Origin of the sequence: Kitasatospora sp. NPDC057198 (genome assembly GCF_042670125.1) — a bacterium.
Classification (GTDB): domain Bacteria; phylum Actinomycetota; class Actinomycetes; order Streptomycetales; family Streptomycetaceae; genus Kitasatospora.
In genome coordinates, this window is the sequence record NZ_JBHUWH010000093.1 from 1 (window position 1) to 21,781 (window position 21,781).

Consider the following 21,781-nt stretch of genomic DNA (forward strand, 5'->3'; position numbering starts at 1 on the left):
CCCGGGAACGGATCCGTTCCCGGGCGGTCCCGTACCCGGGCGGACGCGCCGCCGCGCGGGCGTGCGCGGTCGGTACGATGAAGGTTGATCCGACGTAGGAGTGTCCTTGCCCGACGAGGTTGTGCCCACGGCCGCTGCCGCCAGTTCCCGTCCCTCGCAGGGCGGGATGCGGGCCCGGCTCGCCCGGTTGGGCGGTCAGCGCAGTTCGATGGTCAACCCGGTGCTGGAACCGCTGTTCCGGACGATCCGGGCCAACGACCCCAAGGCCGACCCGGGGCTGCTGAAGGACATCGAGCGGGCGTACGCCGTCGCCGAGAAGTGGCACCGCGGCCAGAAGCGCAAGAGCGGCGACCCGTACATCACCCACCCGCTGGCGGTGGCGACCATCCTGGCCGAGCTGGGGATGGACGCGCCCACCCTTATGGCCGGGCTGCTGCACGACACCGTCGAGGACACCGACTACGGCCTGGAGACGCTCCGGCAGGACTTCGGCGACTCGGTGGCGCTGCTGGTCGACGGCGTGACCAAGCTGGACCGGGTCAAGTTCGGCGAGGCCGCGCAGGCGGAGACCGTCCGCAAGATGGTCGTGGCGATGGCCAAGGACCCGCGGGTGCTGGTGATCAAGCTCGCCGACCGGCTGCACAACATGCGCACCATGCGCTACCTGAAGCGGGAGAAGCAGGAGAAGAAGGCCCGCGAGACGCTGGAGATCTACGCCCCGCTGGCGCACCGGCTGGGCATGAACACCATCAAGTGGGAGCTGGAGGACCTGGCCTTCGCCATCCTCTACCCCAAGATGTACGACGAGATCGTCCGGCTGGTGGCCGAGCGCGCCCCCAAGCGGGACGAGTACCTGGCCACCGTGATCGACCAGGTGCAGGGCGACCTGCGCGGGGCCCGGATCACCGCGCAGGTGACCGGCCGGCCCAAGCACTACTACTCGGTCTACCAGAAGATGATCGTCCGGGGCCGGGACTTCGCCGAGATCTACGACCTGGTGGGCATCCGGGTCCTGGTCGACACCGTCCGCGACTGCTACGCGGCGCTGGGCACCATCCACGCGCGGTGGAACCCGGTGCCGGGGCGGTTCAAGGACTACATCGCGATGCCCAAGTTCAACATGTACCAGTCGCTGCACACCACGGTGATCGGTCCCGGGGGCAAGCCCGTCGAGCTGCAGATCCGCACCTTCGACATGCACCGGCGCGCCGAGTACGGCATCGCCGCGCACTGGAAGTACAAGCAGCGGGCGGTGGCCGGCGCCTCCAAGGTGCGCACCGACACGCCCACCCACGGGCGGCAGCACGACAAGGCCGACGCGGTCAACGAGATGGCCTGGCTGCGGCAGCTGCTCGACTGGCAGAAGGAGACCGAGGACCCGAGCGAGTTCCTCGAGTCGCTGCGCTTCGACCTGTCCAGCAACGAGGTGTTCGTCTTCACCCCGAAGGGCGACGTGATAGCGCTGCCCGCGCAGGCCACCCCGGTGGACTTCGCGTTCGCGGTGCACACCGAGGTCGGCTACCGGTGCATCGGCGCCCGGGTCAACGGCCGCCTGGTGCCGCTGGAGTCGACGCTGGAGAACGGCGACACCGTCGAGGTGTTCACCTCCAAGGCGGAGAACGCCGGCCCGTCCCGGGACTGGCTGAGCTTCGTCAAGTCGCCCCGGGCCCGCAACAAGATCCGCGCCTGGTTCTCCAAGGAGCGCCGCGAGGAGGCCATCGAGCAGGGCAAGGAGTCGATCGCCCGGACGATGCGCAAGCAGGGCCTGCCGATCCAGCGGATCCTCACCGGGGACTCGCTGGTCACCCTGGCCCACGAGATGCGCTACCCGGACATCTCCTCGCTGTACGCGGCGATCGGCGAGGGCCACGTCGCCGCGCAGGCCATCGTGCAGAAGCTGGTCCAGGCGATGGGCGGCGAGGAGGGCGCGGTCGAGGACCTCGCCGAGACCGCCACCCCCTCGCACCAGCCGCGCGCGATGCGCCGCCGCGCCAAGGGCGACCCGGGCGTCATCGTCAAGGGCGTGGACGACGTCTGGGTGAAGCTGGCGCGCTGCTGCACGCCGGTGCCCGGCGACCCGATCGTCGGCTTCATCACCCGCGGCAACGGCGTCTCGGTGCACCGGGCGGACTGCGTCAACGTGGAGTCCCTCCAGCAGCAGCCCGAGCGGATGATCGAGGTCGAGTGGGCGGCCACCCAGTCCTCGGTCTTCCTGGTCGCCATCCAGGTGGAGGCGCTGGACCGCTCCCGGCTGCTCTCGGACGTCACCCGGGTGCTCTCCGACCAGCACGTCAACATCCTGTCGGCGGCCGTCCAGACCTCCCGGGACCGGGTCGCGATGAGCCGGTTCACCTTCGAGATGGGCGACCCCAAGCACCTGGGCCACGTGCTCAAGGCGGTGCGCGGCGTCGAGGGCGTGTACGACGTCTACCGGGTCACCTCGGCCCGCAACAAGTAGCCGGGAGCCGCCCGCTCCGGTCGCCGCCCGCCCCCGCCCCGCCGACACTGGCCGGGTGGGGGCGGTCGGCTTTCCGGGAGGCAGCGTGCACGCGATACGGGTGGCGACGGCGGTGACGGGTGCGGCGCTGGCCGCCGCCCTGGTGGCCGGGTGCGGCGGCTCGGGAGGCCCGGCCGGGGCCTCCGCGACCGGCACCGGCAGCGGCAGCACGGTGACGGCGTCCGCGGCGGCGGCCTCCGCGGCCGGGGACAACGGGGTGGCGCAGCTGCCCGCCGACCAGGTGCTGCAACGGGCGGTGCAGGCCCTCAAGGACGCCGGCGCGGTGCGGGCGGCCGGGTCGGTGAGCGGCGAGGGCTCGCGGATCGACATGGACCTGCGGATGGACACCTCGGGCGACTGCACCGGCACGCTCAGCCAGAGCGGCACCGGCAGCTTCCAGGTGGTCAAGTCCGGGCCGGACCTGTGGGTCAAACCGGACCGGGAGTTCTGGCAGAGCCACGGCGGGGAGGCGATGGCCCAGCTGGTCGGCGACCGGTACCTGAAGACCACCAGCGACAACCCGGACTTCGGCGAGATCGGCAGCCTGTGCGACCTGGGCGCGCTGGCCGACAGCCTCGGCGGCGCCGACAGCGGCCTGGCCAAGGGCGCCCCGGCCACCGTGGCCGGCCGCCCGGCGCTCGCCCTGACCGCCGACTCCGACACCGGCACCGGCACCATGTACGTGGCCACCACCGGCTCGCCCGTGCCGCTGAAGCTGGAGAAGGCCACCGGCGCGGTCGAGTTCAGCGACTTCGGCACCCCGGTGCCCAGCGCCACCCCCGGGCCCGACCAGAGCCTGGACCTGGACCAGCTGCAGTCGCCCGCCCCCACCGCCAGCCTGGTCTGACGCCGGCCTGGTCCGAGCATGCGAAGGGCCCCCGTCCGACCCGGACGGGGGCCCCGCGGCGGCGTCAGCCGGTCAGGAGGTGAACTCCTGCAGCGACTTCTGCGCCTGGTCCAGCAGCGCCTGGCGGCCCTCCAGCTCGGCCTCCAGCTTGGCGGCCCTCGAGGTGTTGCCCGTCGCCCGTGCCTTGTCCAGGTCGGCGCGGAGCTTGTCCACGGCGGCCTGCAGCAGGGCGGTCATGCCGGTGGCCCGGGCCCGCGCCTCCGGGTTGGAGCGCTGCCACTCGGCCTCCTCGGCCTCGCGGACGGCGCGCTCCACCGCGTTCAGCCGGCCGTCCAGCTTCGGGCGGGCGTCGCGCGGGACGTGGCCGATGGCCTCCCAGCGCTCGGCGACCGAGCGCAGCGCGGCCTTGGCGGCCTTCAGGTCGGTGATCGGCAGGATCGCCTCGGCCTCGAGCAGCAGCTCCTCCTTGGCCTTCTGGTTCTCGCCCTGCTCGGCGTCGCGCTCGGAGAACGCGCCGGACCGGGCCTGGAAGAAGACGTCCTGGGCGCCGCGGAAGCGGGCCCACAGCTCCTCCTCCGCGTCCCGCTGGGCGCGGCCGGCGGCCTTCCACTGGGTCATCAAGTCCCGGTAGGCGGCGGCGGTCGGGCCCCACTCGGTGGAGCCGGACAGCGCCTCGGCCTGCGCGACCAGCTTCTCCTTCACCGCGCGGGCGCTCTCGCGCTCCGAGTCGAGCGCCGCGAAGTGCGCCTTGCGGTGCTTGGAGAACACCGAGCGGGCGTGCGAGAAGCGGTGCCACAGCTCGTCGTCGCTCTTGCGGTCCAGCCGCGGCAGCGCCTTCCAGCTGTCGACCAGGGCGCGCAGCCGGTCGCCGGCCTCCCGCCACTGGTTGGACTCGGCGAGCTGCTCGGCCTCGGCGACCAGCGCCTCCTTGGCGGCGCGGGTCTCCTCCTGGGCCTTGGCCCGGGCGGCCTTGCGCTCGCTCTGCCGGGTCTCGATCTCGCCGGCCAGGGTGTCCAGGCGGGCGGCCAGCGAGGCCAGGTCGCCGACCGCGTGCGCCTCGGCGACCTGCGCGCGCAGGTGCTCCAGCGCGGTCTGCGCCTCCTTGGCGGCGAGGTCGGTCTTGCGCACCCGGTGCTCGAGGAGGGCGGTCTCCGCCTCCAGGCCCTGGAACTTGCGCTCGAAGTAGGCGAGGGCCTCCTCGGGGGAGCCGGCCTGCCAGGAGCCGACCTGGCGTTCGCCGTCGGCCGTCCTCACGTAGACGTTCCCCTGCTCGTCGACACGGCCCCACGGGTCGCTGCTCACAGCGCCTCCTCCACATGACGCCACGCCCACGGGCGGGAGCGTCGTCCACAGTTGATGTGCGGCGGACCGATGGAGTCCGCCGTCCCGAGCCGTCGTTGGGTTGAGCCGGGGGTGACGGCCGACGGTCAGGGCACCCTATACAACAGCAACATAGGCGACCAGCGCCGGTGCTGTCCGCATCCGGCGCCGGTCGATTTTCGCGGCGGGCTCAGCCCTTGGCGGTGGTGATGCCGGTGACGTTGACCGGGAGCTTGGGAGCGCCGTCGCCGGTGCTGCCCTCGGCGCCGCCGTCGGCGATCTTCTTCAGCACGTCCATGCCGCCGGTGATGGTGCCGAACGGGGTGTAGTTGGCGGGCAGTTTGGTGTCCTGGTAGACCAGGAAGAACTGGCTGCCGTTGGTGTTCGGGCCGGAGTTGGCCATCGCCACGGTGCCCGCCGGGTAGGTCGCGCCCTGCAGGTTCTCGTCGGCGAACTGGTAACCCGGGCCGCCCCGGCCGGTGCCGGTCGGGTCGCCGCACTGCAGGACGTAGATGCCCTGCGTGGTCAGGCGGTGGCACTTGGTGTTGTCCCAGAACTGCTGACCGGCCAGGAACACGAAGGAGTTGACGGTGTGCGGCGCCTTCGCGGCGTCCAGCGAGAGGGTGACGTCGCCCTGCGAGGTCGAGATCTTCGCGGTGTACTTGGCCGCGGTGTCGATCGTCATCGCGGGCTCGGCGGCCCACTGCTTGCCGGAGACGGACGGGGAGGGTGCGGCGGAGGGCTTCTTCTCCTCCTTCTTCCCGTCGAACACGCCACCGGCCACGGTCGCGACACCGGCGACCACCAGGACGGCCAGGACCGAGGCGACGACCGCGTTGCGCTTCTTGCGCTTGGCGGCCGCCTCGGCGCGCGCCTGCATCTGGCGCTCGTACTTGTCACGGGCGAGCTGCCGCCGCCGCTGTTCGCTGCTGACCACCGGACGCGTCTCCTGAGCTGTGGGGGTAGTTGCCGCTGTCGTGTGCGGATCATCGCACCCGTCGGCGGCCAAGTGTAAGGACCCCGCGCGTCAGTACGGGATCAGCTCGACATGAGAGCGACATGAGAAACGGCTGAACGCGCCAGGTAACCGGTTCGCCCGGGGCCCGGTGCCGCCGGTAGGCTGCGGGGGAAAAGCAGACCGCCGCCATGAAACGTAAGGACTCGCGTGTTCGTCGCCGGATTCCCCGCCGGGGCCTGGGGCACCAACTGCTACCTGGTCGCACCCGCCGCCGGCGAGGAGTGCGTGATCGTCGATCCGGGCCACGAAGCGGCGGGCGGCGTCGAGGAGTTGGTACGCGAGCACCGGCTCAAGCCGGTCGCGGTGCTGCTCACCCACGGGCACATCGACCACGTCGCCTCGGTCGTCCCGGTCTGCGGTGCGCGCGGCGTCCCCGCCTGGATCCACCCCGAGGACCGCTACATGCTGGCCGACCCGGAGAAGGCGCTCGGCCGCTCGCTCGGGCAGCAGCTGATGGGCTCGATCACCGTCGGCGAGCCGGACGACGTCCGCGAGTTGACCGACGGCGGCGTGCTGGAGCTCGCCGGGCTGCACCTCACCGTCGACCACGCCCCCGGCCATACCGGGGGGTCGGTGACGTTCAGGACGCCCGCATCGGCAGAGGTTCCGCCGGTGCTGTTCTCGGGCGACCTGCTGTTCGCCGGCTCCATCGGGCGTACCGACCTCCCGGGCGGAGACAGCGCGGCGATCATGCGCTCGCTGGCCCGGGTGTGCCTGCCCCTCGACGACGCGACCGTGGTGCTCTCCGGCCACGGCTCCCAGACCACCATCGGCCGAGAGCGCGCCACCAACCCCTACCTCCAGCAGGCGGGCGGTGCGCCGGGCGCGCCGGCCTTCCCGCGACGAGGAATGTGACGGAAGAGAAGTTGAGCACCTTCACCGCCCCCAAGGGCACCTACGACCTGCTCCCGACGGTCAACTCGGCCGCCTTCCTGGCGATCCGCGAGGCCCTCTCCGCGCCGCTGCGCCGGGCCGGCTACGGCTACGTCGAGACCCCGGTGTTCGAGGACGTCAAGCTGTTCTCCCGCGGCGTCGGCGAGTCCACCGACATCGTCACCAAGGAGATGTTCACCCTCGCCAAGCGCCCGGAGAGCAACGAGTCGCTCGCGCTGCGCCCGGAGGGCACCGCCTCGGTGGTCCGCGCCGCGCTGGAGGCCAACCTGCACAAGCTCGGCAACCTGCCGGTCAAGCTCCGGTACTCCGGCACCTTCTACCGCTACGAGAAGCCGCAGGCCGGCCGCTACCGGGCGTTCTCGCAGGTCGGCGCGGAGGCGATCGGCGCCGAGGACCCGGCGCTGGACGCCGAGCTGATCATCCTGGCCGACGACGCCTTCCGCGCGCTCGGGCTGCGCGACTACCGCCTGCTGCTCAACTCGCTCGGCGACCAGCAGTGCCGCCCGGTCTACCGCGCCGCGCTGGTCGAGTTCCTCTCCGGCCTCGACCTGGACGAGGACACCCGCCGCCGCGCGGAGATCAACCCGCTGCGCGTGCTGGACGACAAGCGCGAGGCCGTGCAGGCCCAGTTGGCGGACGCGCCCAGGCTGCGCGACTACCTGTGCGAGGACTGCAAGGCGTACGACGAGAAGGTCCGCGAACTGCTCACCGCCGCGGGCGTCGCGTTCGTCGACGACCCGAAGCTGGTGCGCGGCCTGGACTACTACACCCGCACCACCTTCGAGTTCGTGCACGGCGGCCTGGGCGCGCAGTCCGCGATCGGCGGCGGCGGCCGCTACGACGGCCTGTCCGAGATGCTCGGCGGCCCGGCGCTGCCCTCGGTCGGCTGGGGCCTGGGCGTGGACCGCACCTACCTCGCGCTCCAGGCCGAGGGCGTCGTCCTCGACCTGCCCGCCACCACCGAGGTGTACGCGGTGGCGCTCGGCGAGGAGGCCAAGAACGTGCTGTTCGCCAAGGTGGTCGAGCTGCGCCGGGCCGGCGTCGCCACCGACCTGGCCTTCGGCGTGAAGAGCATCAAGAACGCCATGAAGTCCGCCAACCGGTCGGGTGCGCGCTACGCCCTGATCGCGGGCGACCGGGACCTCGCCGAGGGCGTGGTCCAGCTCAAGGACATGGAGTCCGGCGAGCAGACCCCCGTCGCCCTTGAGGCGCTCGTCACCACCCTGAAGGAGAAGCAGCTGTGATCCGCACGCACGACGCGGGCACGCTCCGCGCGGAGCACGCCGGCACCACCGTCACCCTGGCCGGCTGGGTGGCCCGCCGCCGCGACCACGGCGGCGTGGCCTTCATCGACCTGCGGGACGCCTCGGGCACCGTGCAGGTCGTGGTCCGCGACCTGGAGTCGGTGCACGGGCTGCGCTCCGAGTACTGCGTCAAGGTGGTCGGCGAGGTCCGGGTCCGCCCGGAGGGCAACGAGAACCCGGAGATCCCGACCGGCGCCGTCGAGGTCGTCGTCGAGTCGATCGAGGTGCTGTCCGAGGCCGCGCCGCTGCCGTTCCAGGTCGCCGAGTACGAGCCCGGCTCGGTCAACGAGGAGGTGCGGCTGCGCTACCGCTACCTCGACCTGCGCCGCGAGGGCCCGGCCCGCGCGCTGCGGCTGCGTTCGAAGGTCAACCACATCATCCGCACGGTGATGGAGGAGAACGACTACCTCGACATCGAGACCCCGTACCTGACCCGCTCCACCCCCGAGGGCGCCCGCGACTTCCTCGTCCCGGTCCGCCTCCAGCCGGGCCACTGGTACGCCCTGCCGCAGTCCCCGCAGCTGTTCAAGCAGCTGCTGATGGTGGCCGGCATGGAGCGCTACTACCAGATCGCCCGCTGCTTCCGCGACGAGGACTTCCGCGCCGACCGGCAGCCGGAGTTCACCCAGCTCGACATCGAGGCGTCCTTCGTCGACCAGGAGGACGTGCTGGCCCTCGGCGAGAAGATCGTCGGCCGGATCTGGAAGGAGGTGCACGGGTACGAGATCCCCGACCCGCTGCCCCGCCTGTCCTACGCCGACGCGATGTCCCGCTACGGCTCCGACAAGCCGGACGTCCGCTTCGGCCAGGAGCTCACCGACCTGACCGAGTACTTCAAGGGCACCGGGTTCCGGGTCTTCCAGGCCCCGTACGTCGGCGCGGTCGTGATGCCCGGCGGCGCCTCGCAGCCCCGCAAGCAGCTCGACGCCTGGCAGGACTGGGCCAAGGCGCGCGGCGCCCGCGGCCTCGCCTACGTCCTGGTGGACGCCGAGACCGGCGAGCTGCGCGGCCCGGTAGCCAAGAACCTGTCCGAGGAGCACCTGTCCGGCCTGGCCGCCGCGGCCGGCGCCAAGCCCGGCGACGCGGTGTTCTTCGCGGCCGGCAAGAAGACCGCCTCGCAGGAGCTGCTGGGCGCCGCCCGCCTGGAGATCGGCCGCCGCTGCAACCTGATCGACGAGTCCCAGTGGGCCTTCCTCTGGGTCGTGGACTTCCCGATGTTCGAGCCGATCGAGGACGACAAGGGCGAGTTCCAGGGCTGGCACGCCGTGCACCACCCGTTCACCGCGCCGACCGCCGAGTCGCTCGCCACCTTCGACACCGACCCGGGCAGCGCGCTCTCCAACGCGTACGACCTGGTGCTCAACGGCTCGGAGCTGGGCGGCGGTTCGATCCGCATCCACCAGCGGGACGTGCAGAAGCGGGCGTTCGACGCGATCGGCCTCTCCGAGGAGGAGGCGGCCGCCCAGTTCGGCTTCCTGCTGGACGCCTTCAACTACGGCCCGCCGCCGCACGGCGGCATCGCGCTCGGCCTGGACCGCGTGGTCACCCTGCTGGGCGGCTACGACACCATCCGGGACGTCATCGCCTTCCCGAAGACCTCCACCGGCGGCGACCCGCTGACCGGCGCCCCCACCCCGATCACCCCGGCCCAGCGCCGCGAGGCTGGCGTGGACGCCCAGCCCAAGGCCAAGGAGAGCGCCAAGACGGAGGCCGAGCCCACCGCCTGACGCACCGTCGGACGCCCCGCCGAAACCTGACGGGGCATCCGGAAGATCACGATTTGTTCCGGCCCCGGCCGGTGCGCGCCCACCAGGAGTAGGCTGCCACCGCCCGGGGCCGGAATGCTGCACCACCCGGAACGCTGCACAACGGGGTGCAGAGCGCAAGAAGGGTCAAGGATGACCGTACGAACCAGAGTTGAACTCCCCACCGACACCGCCGAGACCCGGCGGGTGCACATGGCGGCCTTCCCAGGCCCCGAAGAGGCGGACCTGGTGGACGCACTGCGCCGCGACGCCGCCTGGCTGCCCGCCCTCTCCCTGGTCGCGGTGGACGGACGCGAAGTGGTCATCGGCCACGCGCTGCTCACCCGGCTGAGGATCGGCAACGGCAAGGGCCTCGCGCTGGCGCCCGTCGCGGTCGCCCCCGAGTGGCAGCGCAAGGGCGTCGGCACCGCCGTGGTGCGGGCCGCGCTGGAGGCCGCCGCCGCGGCCGGCGAACGCGTCGTGGTGGTGCTCGGCGACCCGGGCTACTACGGCCGGTTCGGCTTCACCCCCGCCTCCGGGCACCGCATCACCGGGCCGTTCGACGTGCCCGACGGGTACTTCCAGGCCCTGCCGCTGCCCGGCGCCGACGGCGTCCCGCACGGCGTGTGCCGCTACCCCGCGCCGTTCGCGGAGGTCTGAGCGCCGGCGTCCGTGGCCGACCGGCCGCCACCGGTCGCCCGGAACTGCACCTCCAGGTGCAGCCGGCAGGACTCGGCGAACGCCTCCATGGCCGGTGTCGCCGCCCGCCCCGGCAGCCGGAACAGCCCCACCAGGCTCGGACTCAGCCCGCGCACCGGCAGGCAGCGCACGTCCGGACGGCCCGCCCAGCGGCCCACCGAACGCGGTGCGAAGCCCACCCCCTGCCCGCAGGCCACCGCGGCCATCCACTCGTCCGAGTTGTGCGCCACCGCCCCGATCCGGGCCGGCCGCCCGCCGCGCTCCGGCGCGCCCAGCCAGTAGTCGCGCCACACCCCGGCCTGCTCCGGGACGGCCACGAACGGCTCGTCCCACAGCTCCGCCGCGTCCACCGCGGACCGGGCCGCCAGCCGGTGGTCGGCCGCCAGCACCACCCAGCGCTCCTCGGTGCCCAGCAGCACGTGCGCGTACTGCTCGGCCACCCACGCCGGGGCGTGCCACAGCACCAGGTCCAGCTCGCCCGAGGCCAGGCCGGACGACTCGTCGAACCAGTTGTTCTGCCGCATCCGCACCCGCCAGCCCGGCATCCGGCGGGCGAAGTCCTCCACCGCGGCCCGGCCCAGCAGGTTGATCGTCGACCCCTCGAAGCCCACCCGCAGCTCCCCGCCGGCCTCCGCCGCCGCCCGCCTGGTCGCCCGCAGCGCCTCCTCCCAGCCGGCCAGCAGCGGCGCGGCGTGCGCCAGCAGCTCCGCGCCCGCCGCCGTCGGCACCACCCCGGCCCGCGAGCGCCGGAACAGCTCCACCCCCAACTCCCGCTCCAGCGCCCGCACCTGCTTGGTCAGCGTCGGCTGGCTGACCCCCAGCCGGGCCGCGGCCGCGGTCAGCTGCCCCTCCTCGCCCACCACCGCCAGGTAGCGCAACATCCGGGTGTCCACATCCATGCCCCCAGGTTATGGACCGAGGCATTGGACCCGGCCACCCGGGGTGTCGCACAGTTGTCCGGCCTTCCCCGGCGCGACCGGCACCGGCGGTACGGGGGGCCGCCGGTGCCGGGCCGGGGGAAGGCGCTCGACCTGCGCGGACGCCCGCCGCGGCCTAGCCTGGGGGATCGTCGGCGGCACGGTGAGCGGAGGCACGCAGTGGCGGCAGCCGAGGGCGGCAGGGCGGGGAAGACGGGCAGGGCGGGCAGGGCGGGGAAGAAGCCCGGCCGGGCCGAGCGGATGCCCAAGCGGCTCTACGAGGCCGAACTGCTCGGCCTCCAGCGCGAACTGGTCAAGCTGCAGGAGTGGGTCCGCACCGAGGGCGTCCGGATGGTGGTCGTCTTCGAGGGCCGCGACGCGGCGGGCAAGGGCGGCGCCATCAAGCGCGTCACCGAGTACCTCAACCCCCGGATCGCCCGGATCGCCGCCCTCCCGGCCCCCACCGAGCGCCAGCGCGGCCAGTGGTACTTCCAGCGCTACGTCGAACAGCTCCCGGCGGCCGGCGAGATGGTCCTGTTCGACCGCTCCTGGTACAACCGGGCCGGCGTCGAGAAGGTGATGGGCTTCTGCACCGACGAGGAGTACTGGCAGTTCCTGCACCAGTGCCCCACCTTCGAACGGATGCTGATCGAGGCGGGCGTCCTGCTGCGCAAGTACTGGTTCTCGGTCAGCGACGTCGAACAGGAGCGCCGCTTCCGCGACCGGCTCGACGACCCGATGCGGCAGTGGAAGCTCTCCCCGATGGACGTCGAGTCCATCACCCGTTGGGAGGACTACTCGCGGGCCAAGGACGAGATGTTCGTCCACACCGACCTCCCCGAGTCACCCTGGAACGTCGTCGAGAGCGACGACAAGCGCCGCGCCCGGATCAACATGATCGCCCACCTGCTCTCCAGCGTCCCGTACCACGAGGTGGTCAAGCCCGCGGTCGCCCTGCCGCCCCGCCCCGAGCCGCGCGGCTACCAGCGGCCCCCGCGCGACCTCCAGAAGTACGTCTTCGACCACGCCGCGGCGGTGCTGGCGCAGGCCGGGCAGTAGGGTCGAGCAATGGCGAAGTACTTCGACGTGCACCCCGAGACGCCCCAGCCGCGCACCATCTCCACCGTGGTGGCGAGCATCCGGGACGGTGCCCTCATCGCGTACCCCACCGACTCCTGCTTCGCGCTCGGCTGCCGCCTGGACAACCGGGACGGCCTCGACCGGATCCGCACCATCCGGCGGCTCGACGAGCGCCACCACTTCACCCTGATGTGCCAGGACTTCGCCCAGCTGGGCCGGTTCGCCCAGCTGGACAACAACGTCTTCCGCGCCGTCAAGGCCGCCACCCCCGGCAGCTACACCTTCATCCTCCCCGCCACCAAGGAGGTGCCGCGCCGGCTGCTCCACCCCAAGAAGAAGACCGTCGGCATCCGCATCCCCGACCACGCCGTCACCCGGGCCCTGCTGGCCGAGCTCGGCGAACCCCTGGTCTCCAGCACCCTGCTGCTGCCCGACGAGGAGGAGCCGATGACCCAGGGCTGGGAGATCAAGGAGCGCCTCGACCACGTCCTGGACGCGGTGGTCGACTCCGGCGACTGCGGGACGGTGCCGACCACGGTGGTCGACTTCTCGGACGGCGTGGCGGAGATCGTCCGCCACGGCGCGGGGGACCCGGAGCGCTTCGAGCAGTAGGGCGCGCCCCGGCGCCCCGCGCTGTCGGTGCCCTCGCATAGGCTCGGAGCGTGGACGAGCCCGACCTTTTCACGCACGCCGCCGAGGAACGCCAGAGCTCCGAGCCGGGGCGCGCCCCGCTCGCGGTGCGGATGCGGCCGCGGACGCTGGACGAGGTGGCCGGCCAGCGGCAGCTGCTCAAGGACGGCTCGCCGCTGCGCCGGCTGGTCGCCGGGGCCAAGGGCCCGGCGGCCACCAGCTCGGTGATCCTCTGGGGCCCGCCCGGGACGGGCAAGACCACGCTGGCGCACGTGATCAGCCGGGCGGTGGAGGGCCGGTTCGTCGAGCTCTCGGCGATCACCCACGGCGTCAAGGAGGTCCGGGCGGTGATCGACGGGGCCCGGCGCGCCGTCGGGATGAGCGGCCGGGAGACCGTGCTGTTCCTGGACGAGATCCACCGCTTCTCCAAGGCCCAGCAGGACTCCCTGCTGCCCGCGGTGGAGAACCGCTGGGTCACCCTGATCGCCGCGACCACCGAGAACCCGTACTTCTCGGTGATCTCCCCGCTGCTCTCGCGCTCCCTGCTGCTGACCCTGGAGTCCCTCACCGACGAGGACGTCCGGGCGCTGCTGCGCCGCGCCACCGTCGACGAGCGGGGCCTGGGCGGCGGCGTGGAGCTGAGCCCGGAGGCCGAGGACCACCTGGTGCGCCTGGCCGGGGGAGACGCCCGGCGGGCGCTGACCACGCTGGAGGCGGCGGCCGGCGCGGCGCTGGAGCAGGGCGAGAAGGTGCTGACCCTGGCGGCCACCGAGACGGCCGTCAACCAGGCCGCGGTGCGCTACGACCGGGACGGCGACCAGCACTACGACGTGGCCAGCGCGCTGATCAAGTCGATCCGCGGCAGCGACGTGGACGCCACGCTGCACTACCTGGCCCGGATGATCGAGGCCGGGGAGGACCCGCGGTTCATCGCCCGCCGCCTGATGATCTCCGCCAGCGAGGACGTCGGGCTGGCCGACCCGACGGCGCTGCCCACCGCGGTGGCCGCCGCCCAGGCGGTCGCGCTGATCGGCTTCCCCGAGGCGCGGATCATCCTGTCCCAGGCGGCGATCGCGCTGGCCCTGGCGCCCAAGTCGAACGCCGCGTACCTGGCCATCGACGCCGCCCTGGCGGACGTCCGGCAGGGCCTGGCCGGGGCGGTGCCGCCGCACCTGCGGGACGCGCACTACGGCGGGGCGAAGAAGCTCGGGCACGGCAAGGGGTACCAGTACCCGCACGACCTGCCGGAGGGCATCGCCGCCCAGCAGTACGCGCCGGACGAGGTGCACGGCAAGGAGTACTACAAGCCGACCAGGCGGGGCGGCGAGGCCCGGTACGCGGACATCGCGGAGTGGACCAGGGCCCGGCTCGCGGGGGAGTGAAGCCGGCCCGTCCGGAGCCTGTAGACTGGCTCGCAGTGTGTCCCGGGCCCGGGGTTCCGCGAGGAACGACCGGCCGCACCAGCGGGGCACCGAACCGGGGCCTCCCGCGAGGGAGTTCCCCCAGGAGCGGCGCGCACCGGCCTTCGGTGTCGCGGGCAGCCCACCACCCTCACCGGTCGGTGGGCCTCTCGTGTGCAAGCACATAGTGCCCGGTCGCGGAGAGCGGCTGACCACCCGGCGACGGGCGGTTTTTCTCCGGACCGCGAGGAGCGTCCTCCGTCAACACCTGGTGACAGCCGTAACTGAACAGGAAAAGGAAACATGGCGAACCAGAAGCGCCCCAAGGTCAAGATCGCCCGTGCTCTCGGCGTTCCGCTGACCCCGAAGTCCGTCAAGTACTTCGAGGCCCGTCCGTACCCGCCCGGCCAGCACGGCCGCGGCCGCAAGCAGAACTCTGACTACAAGGTCCGTCTGACCGAGAAGCAGCGTCTGCGCGCGCAGTACGACCTCAGCGAGAAGCAGATGGCGCGTGCCTTCGAGGCCGCCAAGAAGGTCGAGGGCAAGACGGGCGAGGCCCTGGTCGGCCTGCTCGAGGTCCGCCTCGACTCCCTGGTCCTGCGTTCGGGCATCGCCCGCACCATCTACCAGGCCCGCCAGATGGTCGTGCACGGCCACATCCAGGTCAACGGTGCGAAGGTCAACAAGCCCTCGTTCCAGCTGAAGCCGGGCTACGTCGTCACGGTGAAGGAAAAGTCCAAGGAGAAGGTCCCCTTCCAGGTGGCTCGCGAGGGCGGCAACGCCGGCGAGGGCCAGACCCCGAAGTACCTCGAGGTCAACCTGAAGGCCCTGGCCTTCCGCCTGGACCGCGCGCCGCAGCGCCGCGAGGTTCCGGTCGTCTGCGACGAGCAGCTCGTCGTCGAGTACTACTCGCGCTGACCCGCGAGCGGAACGCCCCCCCGGTCCTCGGACCGCGGGGGCGTTTCCCGTTCCGGCCCCGCGGCGGGGCCGACGAGGGCGCGGCCCACCGCGGCGTCCAGGTCGAGCCGGGAGCCGAGCCGGAAGGCCGCCTCGTACTCCTGCTCGGTCAGGCCGTCGCGGGTGCGCCGCTCGCTCTCCAGGTGCGGGCCGTTGAACGAGCGGGAGCCGAAGAACGGGGTGCCGACGGCCCGCCAGAGCCGGTGCGCGGCGCCCTGCAGCACCCGGGCCTCGTGCAGGTCGGCGTCCGGGCCCTCGGTGGCCAGCAGCGCCAGCAGGTCCATCGTCAGCACGATGCCGAGCAGGTCGCGGAACAGGTGGTTGAGCCGCATCGACTCGCGGGCCAGGGCCCGGGCCAGGCGCAGGTCACCGCCCTGCCGCCGGGCGAAGGCCATCGCGTACAGGCAGTACCCGTACGCCCACTGCTCGCCGTGCTCCTCGCAGATCTCCCGGACCCGCTCGACCCACGTCCGGCCGCTCTCCTCGTCGCCCTGGAAGAGGTGGGCGAGGGCGAGTTCGAACATCGCCATCAGGACGTTGGAGTTGAGCTCGCCGAGCGCGTCGTAGTGCCACAGCGCCTCCTCGAACAGCTCGGCGGCGCGGGCCGGTTCGTCGCCGATCAGGGCGGCGCAGCCCTGCCGGTGGACGGCGTAGGCCAGGGCCCGGCCGTCGCCGGTCTCCAGGGCCTGGCGGCGGCACTCCTCCAGGGCGGGGCGGGCCCGGTCCAGGTCGCCCTGGAGGGTGGCCAGGTAGCCGGTGACCCAGAGCGCCTTGGCCCGGGCGTCGGTGGGTTCCGGGGCGAGCGCGAGGGCGCGGTCGAGCCAGTGCCGGCCCTCGCCGAGGTGGCCGGTGCCGACCCAGAAGTACCAGAGGGTGCCCGCCAGTACGAGGGCGAGCTGCTCCTCGCCGGGCTCGGCGAGCGAGAACTCCAGCGCGGCGCGCAGGTTGGCGTGGGCGAGCCGGGTGCGCTCGGCGGTCTCGGCCTGCCGGGGGCCGAACCACTCGACCTCGCCCCAGGTGGCGACGCCGAGGTACCAGTCGCGGTGGCGGCGCAGCAGCCGCGGCCGGTCGCCGCTCGCCCGCAGCCAGCCGGCGCCGTACTCGCGCAGGGTGTCGAGCATCCGGAAGCGGACGGTGCCGTCGGTGTCGAGCCGGTCCAGGACGGACTTGTCGACCAGCGACTCGACCAGCTCCAGGGCGGCGTCGGCGTCCAGGCCGTGCCCGGCGCAGACGTACTCGGCGGCGTCCAGGTCGAAGCCGCCGGCGAAGACCGAGAGGCGGGCCCAGAGTAAACGTTCCTGCATGGTGCAGAGTTCGTGGCTCCAGCCGATCGCGGTGCGCAGCGTGTGGTGCCGGGCCGGAGCCGTCCGGTCGCCGCCGGTGAGCAGCCGGAAGCGGTCCTCCAGGCGGGCCGCCAACTGCTCCACGGACAGCGCGCGCAGCCGGCCGGCCGCCAGTTCCAGGGCCAGCGGGATGCCGTCCAGCCGGCGGCACAGCAGCGCCACCCCGTCCCGGTTGCCGGGCTCCAGCCGGAAGCCCGGCAGCACGGCGGCGGCCCGGTCGGCGAACAGCAGCACCGCCTCCGCCTCGGCCCGGCCGCCGGACGGCTCGTAGGGCAGCGGGGCGAGCGGCAGCAGGTGCTCGCCCGCGGCGCGCAGCGACTGCCGCGAGGTGGCGACCACCCGCAGGCCGGGGGCGGCGCGCAGCAGCGCGTCCACCAGCTCGGCGCAGGCGTCGACCAGGTGCTCGCAGCCGTCCAGCACCAACAGGGCCTCGCGGTCGGCGAGTTGCTCGACCAGGACGTCCAGCGGCGGGCGGGCGGTGTGGTCGGTCAGCCGGAGCGCCTCCAGCACGGCGTGGCCCAGCAGCAGCGGGTCCTGCACGGGGGCGACCTCGGCCAGGTGCGCGCCGTCCGGGAAGCCCCCGGCCAGCCGGGCGGCGGCGCGCAGGGCCAGCCGCGACTTGCCGACGCCGCCGGGCCCGGTCACCGTGACCAGCCGGGCCCGGCCGACCAGGGCGGCCAGCGCGTCGAGTTCGGCGGCCCGGCCGACGAAACTGGTGACCTCGGCCGGGAGCCGCCCCCGCTTTCCCGGCGCTGCCGACGTGCTGCCCATGGACGCCCCCGTCGCTAGGAAACCCGGAACCCACCGGCCCGCGCTCCGCGAGCCAAACCCCCAACGAGGTGACCTGACGGTAGGTTACGCGCGGTGTCCGCGCACCCGGCCGGGCCGGGGAGCGGGCCCACCGGCGGATATACCGGTCGGGGAACGGGCCGCCGTCGCGATAGGGTTCGACGGAACTCGTAGACTTAAGCAATCACGGCCGAGGGAGCGCGCGAAGGTGTCCGTGGGAGAGCTGGCCGGGCTGCTGGTCGCCGTCTTCTGGGCGGTCCTGGTCACCCTGCTCGCCGTGGTGCTGGTGCGGCTGTCCAAGGTGCTGCGGGAGGCGACCGTGCTGGTCGCCGCCGTCACCGAGCAGGCCGTGCCGCTGCTGGAGGACGCCAACGCGGCCGTCCGCAGCGCGCACGAGCAGCTGGAGCGGGTCGACGAGATCACCGCCAACGTGCAGGACGCGGCGGCCGACGCCAAGGCGCTGTCGTCCACCGTGGCCGCGACGCTGGGCGGCCCGCTGGTGAAGGCGGCCGCGTTCAGCCACGGCGTGCGCAAGGCCGTCGCCCGGCAGCGGGCCGGGGCGGCCGCGGTGCCCCAGCAGGCCGGTGAGCGCGAGGAGTTGGCCCGGATGATCCGGGCCGAGGTGCGGGCCCAGGCGGCGCCGCGCCGCGGGCTGCTGGCCAAGGTCCGCCGGGCCGTGAGGGGCTGACCGCGATGGTGCGCAGGATCTTCTGGATGGCCGTCGGCGCGGGCGCCACGGTCTGGGCCGTGAACAGGGCCAACGAGGCGGTGCACCGCCTCACCCCGGACTCGCTGTCCGGCACCGCCGCCCGCGGCGCCCTCCGGCTCGGCGACGCCGCCAAGCGCTTCGCCCGGGACGTCCGCTCCGGCATGGACGAGCGCGAGCGCGAGCTGCGCGCCGACCTCGGCCTGGACGGCACCGCGGTGGTCGAGCCGCCGCGCCGCCGGACGCTGAGCGGGTCGGCGGCCGCCGACGACGGGGCCCGAGCTATCTCGGCGGCCCCGGGCTCCCCGGCCGCCGCCCTGCCCCCGTCCCCGCGCACCGAGCGCCGCACCACCCCCCAGACCATCGTTGCCAAGCCCCGACAGCGCGAGCTGCCGGGCCGCACGACCGATCGGAAGGACCCCCACTGATGGAGTCGGCAGAGATCCGCCGCCGCTGGCTGCGCTTCTTCGAGGAGCGCGGCCACACCGTCGTACCGTCGGCCTCGCTGGTCGCCGACGACCCCACCCTGCTGCTGGTCAACGCCGGCATGGTGCCCTTCAAGCCGTACTTCCTGGGTGAGATCAAGCCGCAGTTCTCGCGCGCCACCAGCGTGCAGAAGTGCGTGCGCACCCTGGACATCGAGGAGGTCGGGAAGACCACCCGGCACGGCTCCTTCTTCCAGATGTGCGGCAACTTCTCGTTCGGCGACTACTTCAAGGAAGGCGCCATCAAGTTCGCCTGGGAGCTGCTGACCGGCTCCGTGGCGGACGGCGGCTACGGCCTGGAGCCCGAGAAGCTCTGGATCACCGTCTACCAGGACGACGACGAGGCCGAGCAGATCTGGCGCGAGGTGATCGGCGTCCCGTCCGAGCGGATCCAGCGCCTGGGCATGAAGGACAACTTCTGGTCGATGGGCGTCCCCGGCCCGTGCGGCCCGTGCTCGGAGATCAACTACGACCGCGGCCCCGCGTACGGCGAGGAGGGCGGCCCGGCGGTCAACGGCGAGCGCTACCTGGAGATCTGGAACCTGGTCTTCATGCAGTACGAGCGCGGCCACGGCGACGGCAAGGACGGCTTCGAGATCCTCGGCGACCTGCCGAGCAAGAACATCGACACCGGCCTCGGCCTGGAGCGCCTGGCCGCCGTCCTGCAGGGTGTCGACAACCTCTTCGAGATCGACACCTCGCGGATGATCCTCGACCGCGCCGCCGAGCTCACCGGCCACACCTACGGCGCCGAGCACAAGTCGGACGTCTCGCTGCGCGTGGTCACCGACCACTTCCGCACCGCGCTGATGCTGGTCGGCGACGGCGTCACCCCCGGCAACGAGGGCCGCGGCTACGTGCTGCGCCGCATCCTGCGCCGGGCGATCCGCAACATGCGGCTGCTGGGCGCCACCGAGCCGGTGGCCAAGGACCTGATCGACATCTCGATCAAGGCGATGGCCCCGCAGTACCCGGAGCTGGAGAGCGACCGCAAGCGGATCGAGACGGTCGTCGTCGCCGAGGAGAACGCCTTCCTGCAGACGCTGCGCTCCGGCACCAGCCTGCTGGACGCCGCGGTCACCGAGACCAAGCAGTCCGGCGGCGCGGTGCTCTCCGGCGAGCAGGCGTTCAAGCTGCACGACACCTACGGCTTCCCGATCGACCTGACCCTGGAGATGGCCGAGGAGCAGGGCCTCCAGGTCGACGAGGCCGGCTTCCGCCGCCTGATGCAGGAGCAGCGCGACCGCGCCAAGGCCGACGCCAGGGCGAAGAAGATGGGCCACGCCGACGTCGCCGCGTACCGCGAGGTCGCCGACCGGGCCGGCGCCTCCGTCTTCACCGGCTACGCCCACACCGAGGGCGAGGCCACCGTGGTCGGCCTGCTGGTGGACGGCGTCCCGTCGCCCGCGGCCACCGAGGGCGACGAGGTCGAGCTGATCCTCGACCGCACCCCGTTCTACGCCGAGGGCGGCGGCCAGCTCGCCGACCACGGCCGGATCCGCCTCGACTCCGGCGCGGTCGTCGAGGTCCGGGACGTCCAGCAGCCGGTGCCCGGCGTGATCGTGCACTCCGGCGGGGTGCTGTTCGGCGAGGTGGTGCTCGGCGCGTCCGCGTACGCCACCATCGACACCGACCGCCGCCGCGCCGTCTCGCGCGCCCACTCGGCCACCCACCTGACCCACCAGGCGCTGCGCGACGCGCTCGGCCCGACCGCCGCCCAGGCCGGCTCGGAGAACGCGCCGGGCCGCTTCCGCTTCGACTTCGGCTCGCCCGCCGCCGTCCCCGGCTCGGTGCTGACCGACGTCGAGCAGAAGATCAACGAGGTGCTGGTCCGCGAGCTCGACGTCACCGCCGAGGTGATGACGATGGACCAGGCCCGCAAGCAGGGCGCCATCGCGATGTTCGGCGAGAAGTACGGCGACTCGGTGCGCGTGGTCACCATCGGCGACTTCTCCAAGGAGCTGTGCGGCGGCACGCACGTCGGCAACACCGCCCAGCTGGGCCTGGTGAAGCTGCTCGGCGAGTCCTCGATCGGCTCCGGCGTGCGCCGCGTCGAGGCGCTGGTCGGCGTCGACGCGTACAAGTTCCTGGCCCGCGAGCACACCGTGGTCTCCCAGCTGACCGAGCTGGTCAAGGGCCGCCCGGAGGAGCTGCCGGAGAAGATCTCCGGGATGCTCGCCAAGCTCAAGGACGCCGAGAAGGAGATCGAGAGGTTCCGCGCGGAGAAGGTCCTCGCGGCCGCCGCGGGCCTCGCCGAGGGCGCCGAGGACGTCCGGGGCGTGGCCCTGGTCGCCGCCCGGGTCGGTGACGGCACCGGCGCGGACGAGCTGCGCAAGCTGGTGCTGGACGTCCGGGCCCGGCTCGGCTCCCGCCCGGCCGTGGTCGCCGCGTTCACCGTCGCGAACGACCGCCCGCTGACCGTGATCGCCACCAACGAGGACGCCCGCGGCCGCGGCATCAAGGCCGGCGAGCTGGTCCGCGCCGCGGCCAAGACCCTCGGCGGCGGCGGTGGCGGCAAGGACGACGTGGCGCAGGGCGGCGGCACGAACCCGGCCGCCGTCGCGGACGCCATCGAGGCCGTGCGGGCACTGGTGGCCGAGCGCGCGTGAGTGAACAGCCCGTGGAGGAGAAGGTCTTCCGGCGCGGCCGGCGGATCGCCGTCGACGTGGGCGACGCCCGGATCGGGGTCGCGGTCTGCGACCCCGACGGGCTGATCGCCACGCCGGTGGAGACCGTCCCCGCCGGGGGGCGCTCGCAGGCCCGGCTGAAGGCGATCGTCGAGGAGTACGACGCCGTCGAGGTGGTGGTCGGCCTGCCGCGCTCGCTGAACGGCAAGGAGGGCCCGGCCGCCGCCAAGGTCCGCGAGTACGCGGGCCGGCTGGCCGGCCTGCTGTACCCCGTCGGCGTGCGGCTGGTGGACGAGCGGATGACCACCGTCACCGCCGCCGCCGGGCTGCGCGCCTCCGGGCGTTCCTCGAAGAAGGGCCGCTCGGTGATCGACCAGGCCGCCGCCGTGGTGATCCTGCAGTCGGCCCTTGAGACCGAACGGGTGAGCGGTCGGGCGCCCGGCGAGAGTGTCGAGCCGGTCATCTGATCGGTACGGGCTAGCTTCCCGGTAGAGGGTCCGTGCGGACGCGCGTCCCCACGGAC

The 21,781-nt window shown here is 73.1% G+C and carries 17 protein-coding genes and 1 pseudogene; 14 read left to right on the top strand and 4 right to left on the bottom strand.

Translation table 11 applies throughout. The features are described 5' to 3' along the window. Positions 1–166: 166 nt before the first annotated feature. Both ACFUEL_RS13795 and ACFUEL_RS13800 read left to right on the top strand, forming a co-directional pair. A pseudogene (locus ACFUEL_RS13795) lies at positions 167–2,458 on the top strand (RelA/SpoT family protein); the annotation flags it as partial. Positions 2,459–2,543: 85 nt separating this feature from the next. Further along, positions 2,544–3,344, top strand: a complete 801-nt coding sequence (locus ACFUEL_RS13800; protein ID WP_380236392.1) for a hypothetical protein — start codon at positions 2,544–2,546, stop codon at positions 3,342–3,344. A gap of 72 nt (positions 3,345–3,416) precedes the next feature. Here ACFUEL_RS13800 and ACFUEL_RS13805 read toward each other — a convergent pair whose 3' ends face one another. Both ACFUEL_RS13805 and ACFUEL_RS13810 read right to left on the bottom strand, forming a co-directional pair. Next, on the bottom strand, positions 3,417–4,646 hold the full coding sequence (locus ACFUEL_RS13805) for a DUF349 domain-containing protein (RefSeq protein ID WP_380236393.1): 1,230 nt from the start codon (positions 4,644–4,646) through the stop codon (positions 3,417–3,419). A gap of 208 nt (positions 4,647–4,854) precedes the next feature. After that, the gene (locus tag ACFUEL_RS13810) at positions 4,855–5,601 is read right to left on the bottom strand and encodes a peptidylprolyl isomerase (protein WP_380236394.1); all 747 of its coding nucleotides are present in this window, start codon (positions 5,599–5,601) and stop codon (positions 4,855–4,857) included. A gap of 228 nt (positions 5,602–5,829) precedes the next feature. Here ACFUEL_RS13810 and ACFUEL_RS13815 point away from each other — a divergent pair, with 228 nt between their 5' ends. The 4 genes from ACFUEL_RS13815 (at position 5,830) to ACFUEL_RS13830 (ending at position 10,285) form a co-directional block, all read left to right on the top strand. Beyond that, the gene (locus ACFUEL_RS13815) at positions 5,830–6,537 is read left to right on the top strand and encodes an MBL fold metallo-hydrolase (protein WP_380236395.1); all 708 of its coding nucleotides are present in this window, start codon (positions 5,830–5,832) and stop codon (positions 6,535–6,537) included. A gap of 11 nt (positions 6,538–6,548) precedes the next feature. Next, positions 6,549–7,820 carry a histidine--tRNA ligase gene (gene hisS / locus ACFUEL_RS13820; RefSeq protein WP_380236396.1) on the top strand — a complete coding sequence of 424 codons (1,272 nt, stop codon included), beginning with the start codon at positions 6,549–6,551 and terminating at the stop codon, positions 7,818–7,820. Then, on the top strand, positions 7,817–9,607 hold the full coding sequence (gene aspS, locus ACFUEL_RS13825) for an aspartate--tRNA ligase (protein ID WP_380236397.1): 1,791 nt from the start codon (positions 7,817–7,819) through the stop codon (positions 9,605–9,607). Before hisS ends, aspS begins: the two co-directional genes overlap by 4 nt. 171 nt (positions 9,608–9,778) lie before the next feature. Next, positions 9,779–10,285 carry a GNAT family N-acetyltransferase gene (locus tag ACFUEL_RS13830; RefSeq protein WP_380236398.1) on the top strand — a complete coding sequence of 169 codons (507 nt, stop codon included), beginning with the start codon at positions 9,779–9,781 and terminating at the stop codon, positions 10,283–10,285. Here the strand turns inward: ACFUEL_RS13830 and ACFUEL_RS13835 are convergent. Beyond that, positions 10,258–11,223 carry a LysR family transcriptional regulator gene (locus ACFUEL_RS13835; RefSeq protein WP_380236399.1) on the bottom strand — a complete coding sequence of 322 codons (966 nt, stop codon included), beginning with the start codon at positions 11,221–11,223 and terminating at the stop codon, positions 10,258–10,260. The genes ACFUEL_RS13830 and ACFUEL_RS13835 overlap by 28 nt on opposite strands. 279 nt (positions 11,224–11,502) lie before the next feature. Between ACFUEL_RS13835 and ppk2 the strand changes: the two genes are divergently transcribed. The 4 genes from ppk2 (at position 11,503) to rpsD (ending at position 15,269) form a co-directional block, all read left to right on the top strand. After that, the gene (gene ppk2, locus ACFUEL_RS13840) at positions 11,503–12,300 is read left to right on the top strand and encodes a polyphosphate kinase 2 (protein WP_380236408.1); all 798 of its coding nucleotides are present in this window, start codon (positions 11,503–11,505) and stop codon (positions 12,298–12,300) included. 9 nt (positions 12,301–12,309) lie between these two features. Beyond that, on the top strand, positions 12,310–12,933 hold the full coding sequence (locus ACFUEL_RS13845) for an L-threonylcarbamoyladenylate synthase (RefSeq protein ID WP_380236400.1): 624 nt from the start codon (positions 12,310–12,312) through the stop codon (positions 12,931–12,933). Between the two features lie 50 nt (positions 12,934–12,983). Beyond that, on the top strand, positions 12,984–14,333 hold the full coding sequence (locus tag ACFUEL_RS13850; RefSeq protein WP_380236401.1) for a replication-associated recombination protein A: 1,350 nt from the start codon (positions 12,984–12,986) through the stop codon (positions 14,331–14,333). A gap of 321 nt (positions 14,334–14,654) precedes the next feature. Next, entirely contained in the window at positions 14,655–15,269 is a 615-nt protein-coding gene (gene rpsD / locus ACFUEL_RS13855; RefSeq protein ID WP_363598997.1) for a 30S ribosomal protein S4, read from the top strand. Here rpsD and ACFUEL_RS13860 read toward each other — a convergent pair. Next, positions 15,257–17,422, bottom strand: a complete 2,166-nt coding sequence (locus ACFUEL_RS13860; RefSeq protein ID WP_380236403.1) for an ATP-binding protein — start codon at positions 17,420–17,422, stop codon at positions 15,257–15,259. The genes rpsD and ACFUEL_RS13860 overlap by 13 nt on opposite strands. A 226-nt stretch (positions 17,423–17,648) precedes the next feature. On the opposite strand from ACFUEL_RS13860, the gene ACFUEL_RS13865 reads away from it, so the two are divergent. The 4 genes from ACFUEL_RS13865 to ruvX are packed head-to-tail and all read left to right on the top strand — an operon-like array spanning position 17,649 to position 21,725. Then, positions 17,649–18,128: a DUF948 domain-containing protein gene (locus tag ACFUEL_RS13865; protein ID WP_380236404.1), complete on the top strand. Its 480-nt coding sequence runs from the start codon at positions 17,649–17,651 to the stop codon at positions 18,126–18,128. 5 nt (positions 18,129–18,133) lie between these two features. Then, a complete protein-coding gene (locus ACFUEL_RS13870; RefSeq protein WP_380236405.1) occupies positions 18,134–18,574 on the top strand; it encodes a DUF6167 family protein in 441 nt (146 codons plus the stop codon). Next, positions 18,574–21,240 carry an alanine--tRNA ligase gene (alaS, locus tag ACFUEL_RS13875; RefSeq protein ID WP_380236406.1) on the top strand — a complete coding sequence of 889 codons (2,667 nt, stop codon included), beginning with the start codon at positions 18,574–18,576 and terminating at the stop codon, positions 21,238–21,240. Before ACFUEL_RS13870 ends, alaS begins: the two co-directional genes overlap by 1 nt. Next, positions 21,237–21,725 (top strand): Holliday junction resolvase RuvX, encoded by a 489-nt coding sequence (ruvX, locus tag ACFUEL_RS13880; RefSeq protein WP_380236407.1) that lies wholly within the window; start codon positions 21,237–21,239, stop codon positions 21,723–21,725. Before alaS ends, ruvX begins: the two co-directional genes overlap by 4 nt. The last annotated feature ends 56 nt before the right edge of the window (positions 21,726–21,781 follow it).

Bases quoted from the DNA above. Each gene is read 5' to 3' on its own strand.
- ACFUEL_RS13830 (WP_380236398.1), top strand. From the start codon at position 9,779: ATGACCGTACGAACCAGAGTTGAACTCCCCACCGACACCGCCGAGACC.
- ACFUEL_RS13835 (WP_380236399.1), bottom strand. From the start codon at position 11,223: ATGGATGTGGACACCCGGATGTTGCGCTACCTGGCGGTGGTGGGCGAG.
- ppk2 (WP_380236408.1), top strand. From the start codon at position 11,503: ATGCCCAAGCGGCTCTACGAGGCCGAACTGCTCGGCCTCCAGCGCGAA.
- ACFUEL_RS13845 (WP_380236400.1), top strand. From the start codon at position 12,310: ATGGCGAAGTACTTCGACGTGCACCCCGAGACGCCCCAGCCGCGCACC.
- rpsD (WP_363598997.1), top strand. From the start codon at position 14,655: ATGGCGAACCAGAAGCGCCCCAAGGTCAAGATCGCCCGTGCTCTCGGC.
- ACFUEL_RS13860 (WP_380236403.1), bottom strand. From the start codon at position 17,422: ATGGGCAGCACGTCGGCAGCGCCGGGAAAGCGGGGGCGGCTCCCGGCC.
- ACFUEL_RS13870 (WP_380236405.1), top strand. From the start codon at position 18,134: ATGGTGCGCAGGATCTTCTGGATGGCCGTCGGCGCGGGCGCCACGGTC.
- alaS (WP_380236406.1), top strand. From the start codon at position 18,574: ATGGAGTCGGCAGAGATCCGCCGCCGCTGGCTGCGCTTCTTCGAGGAG.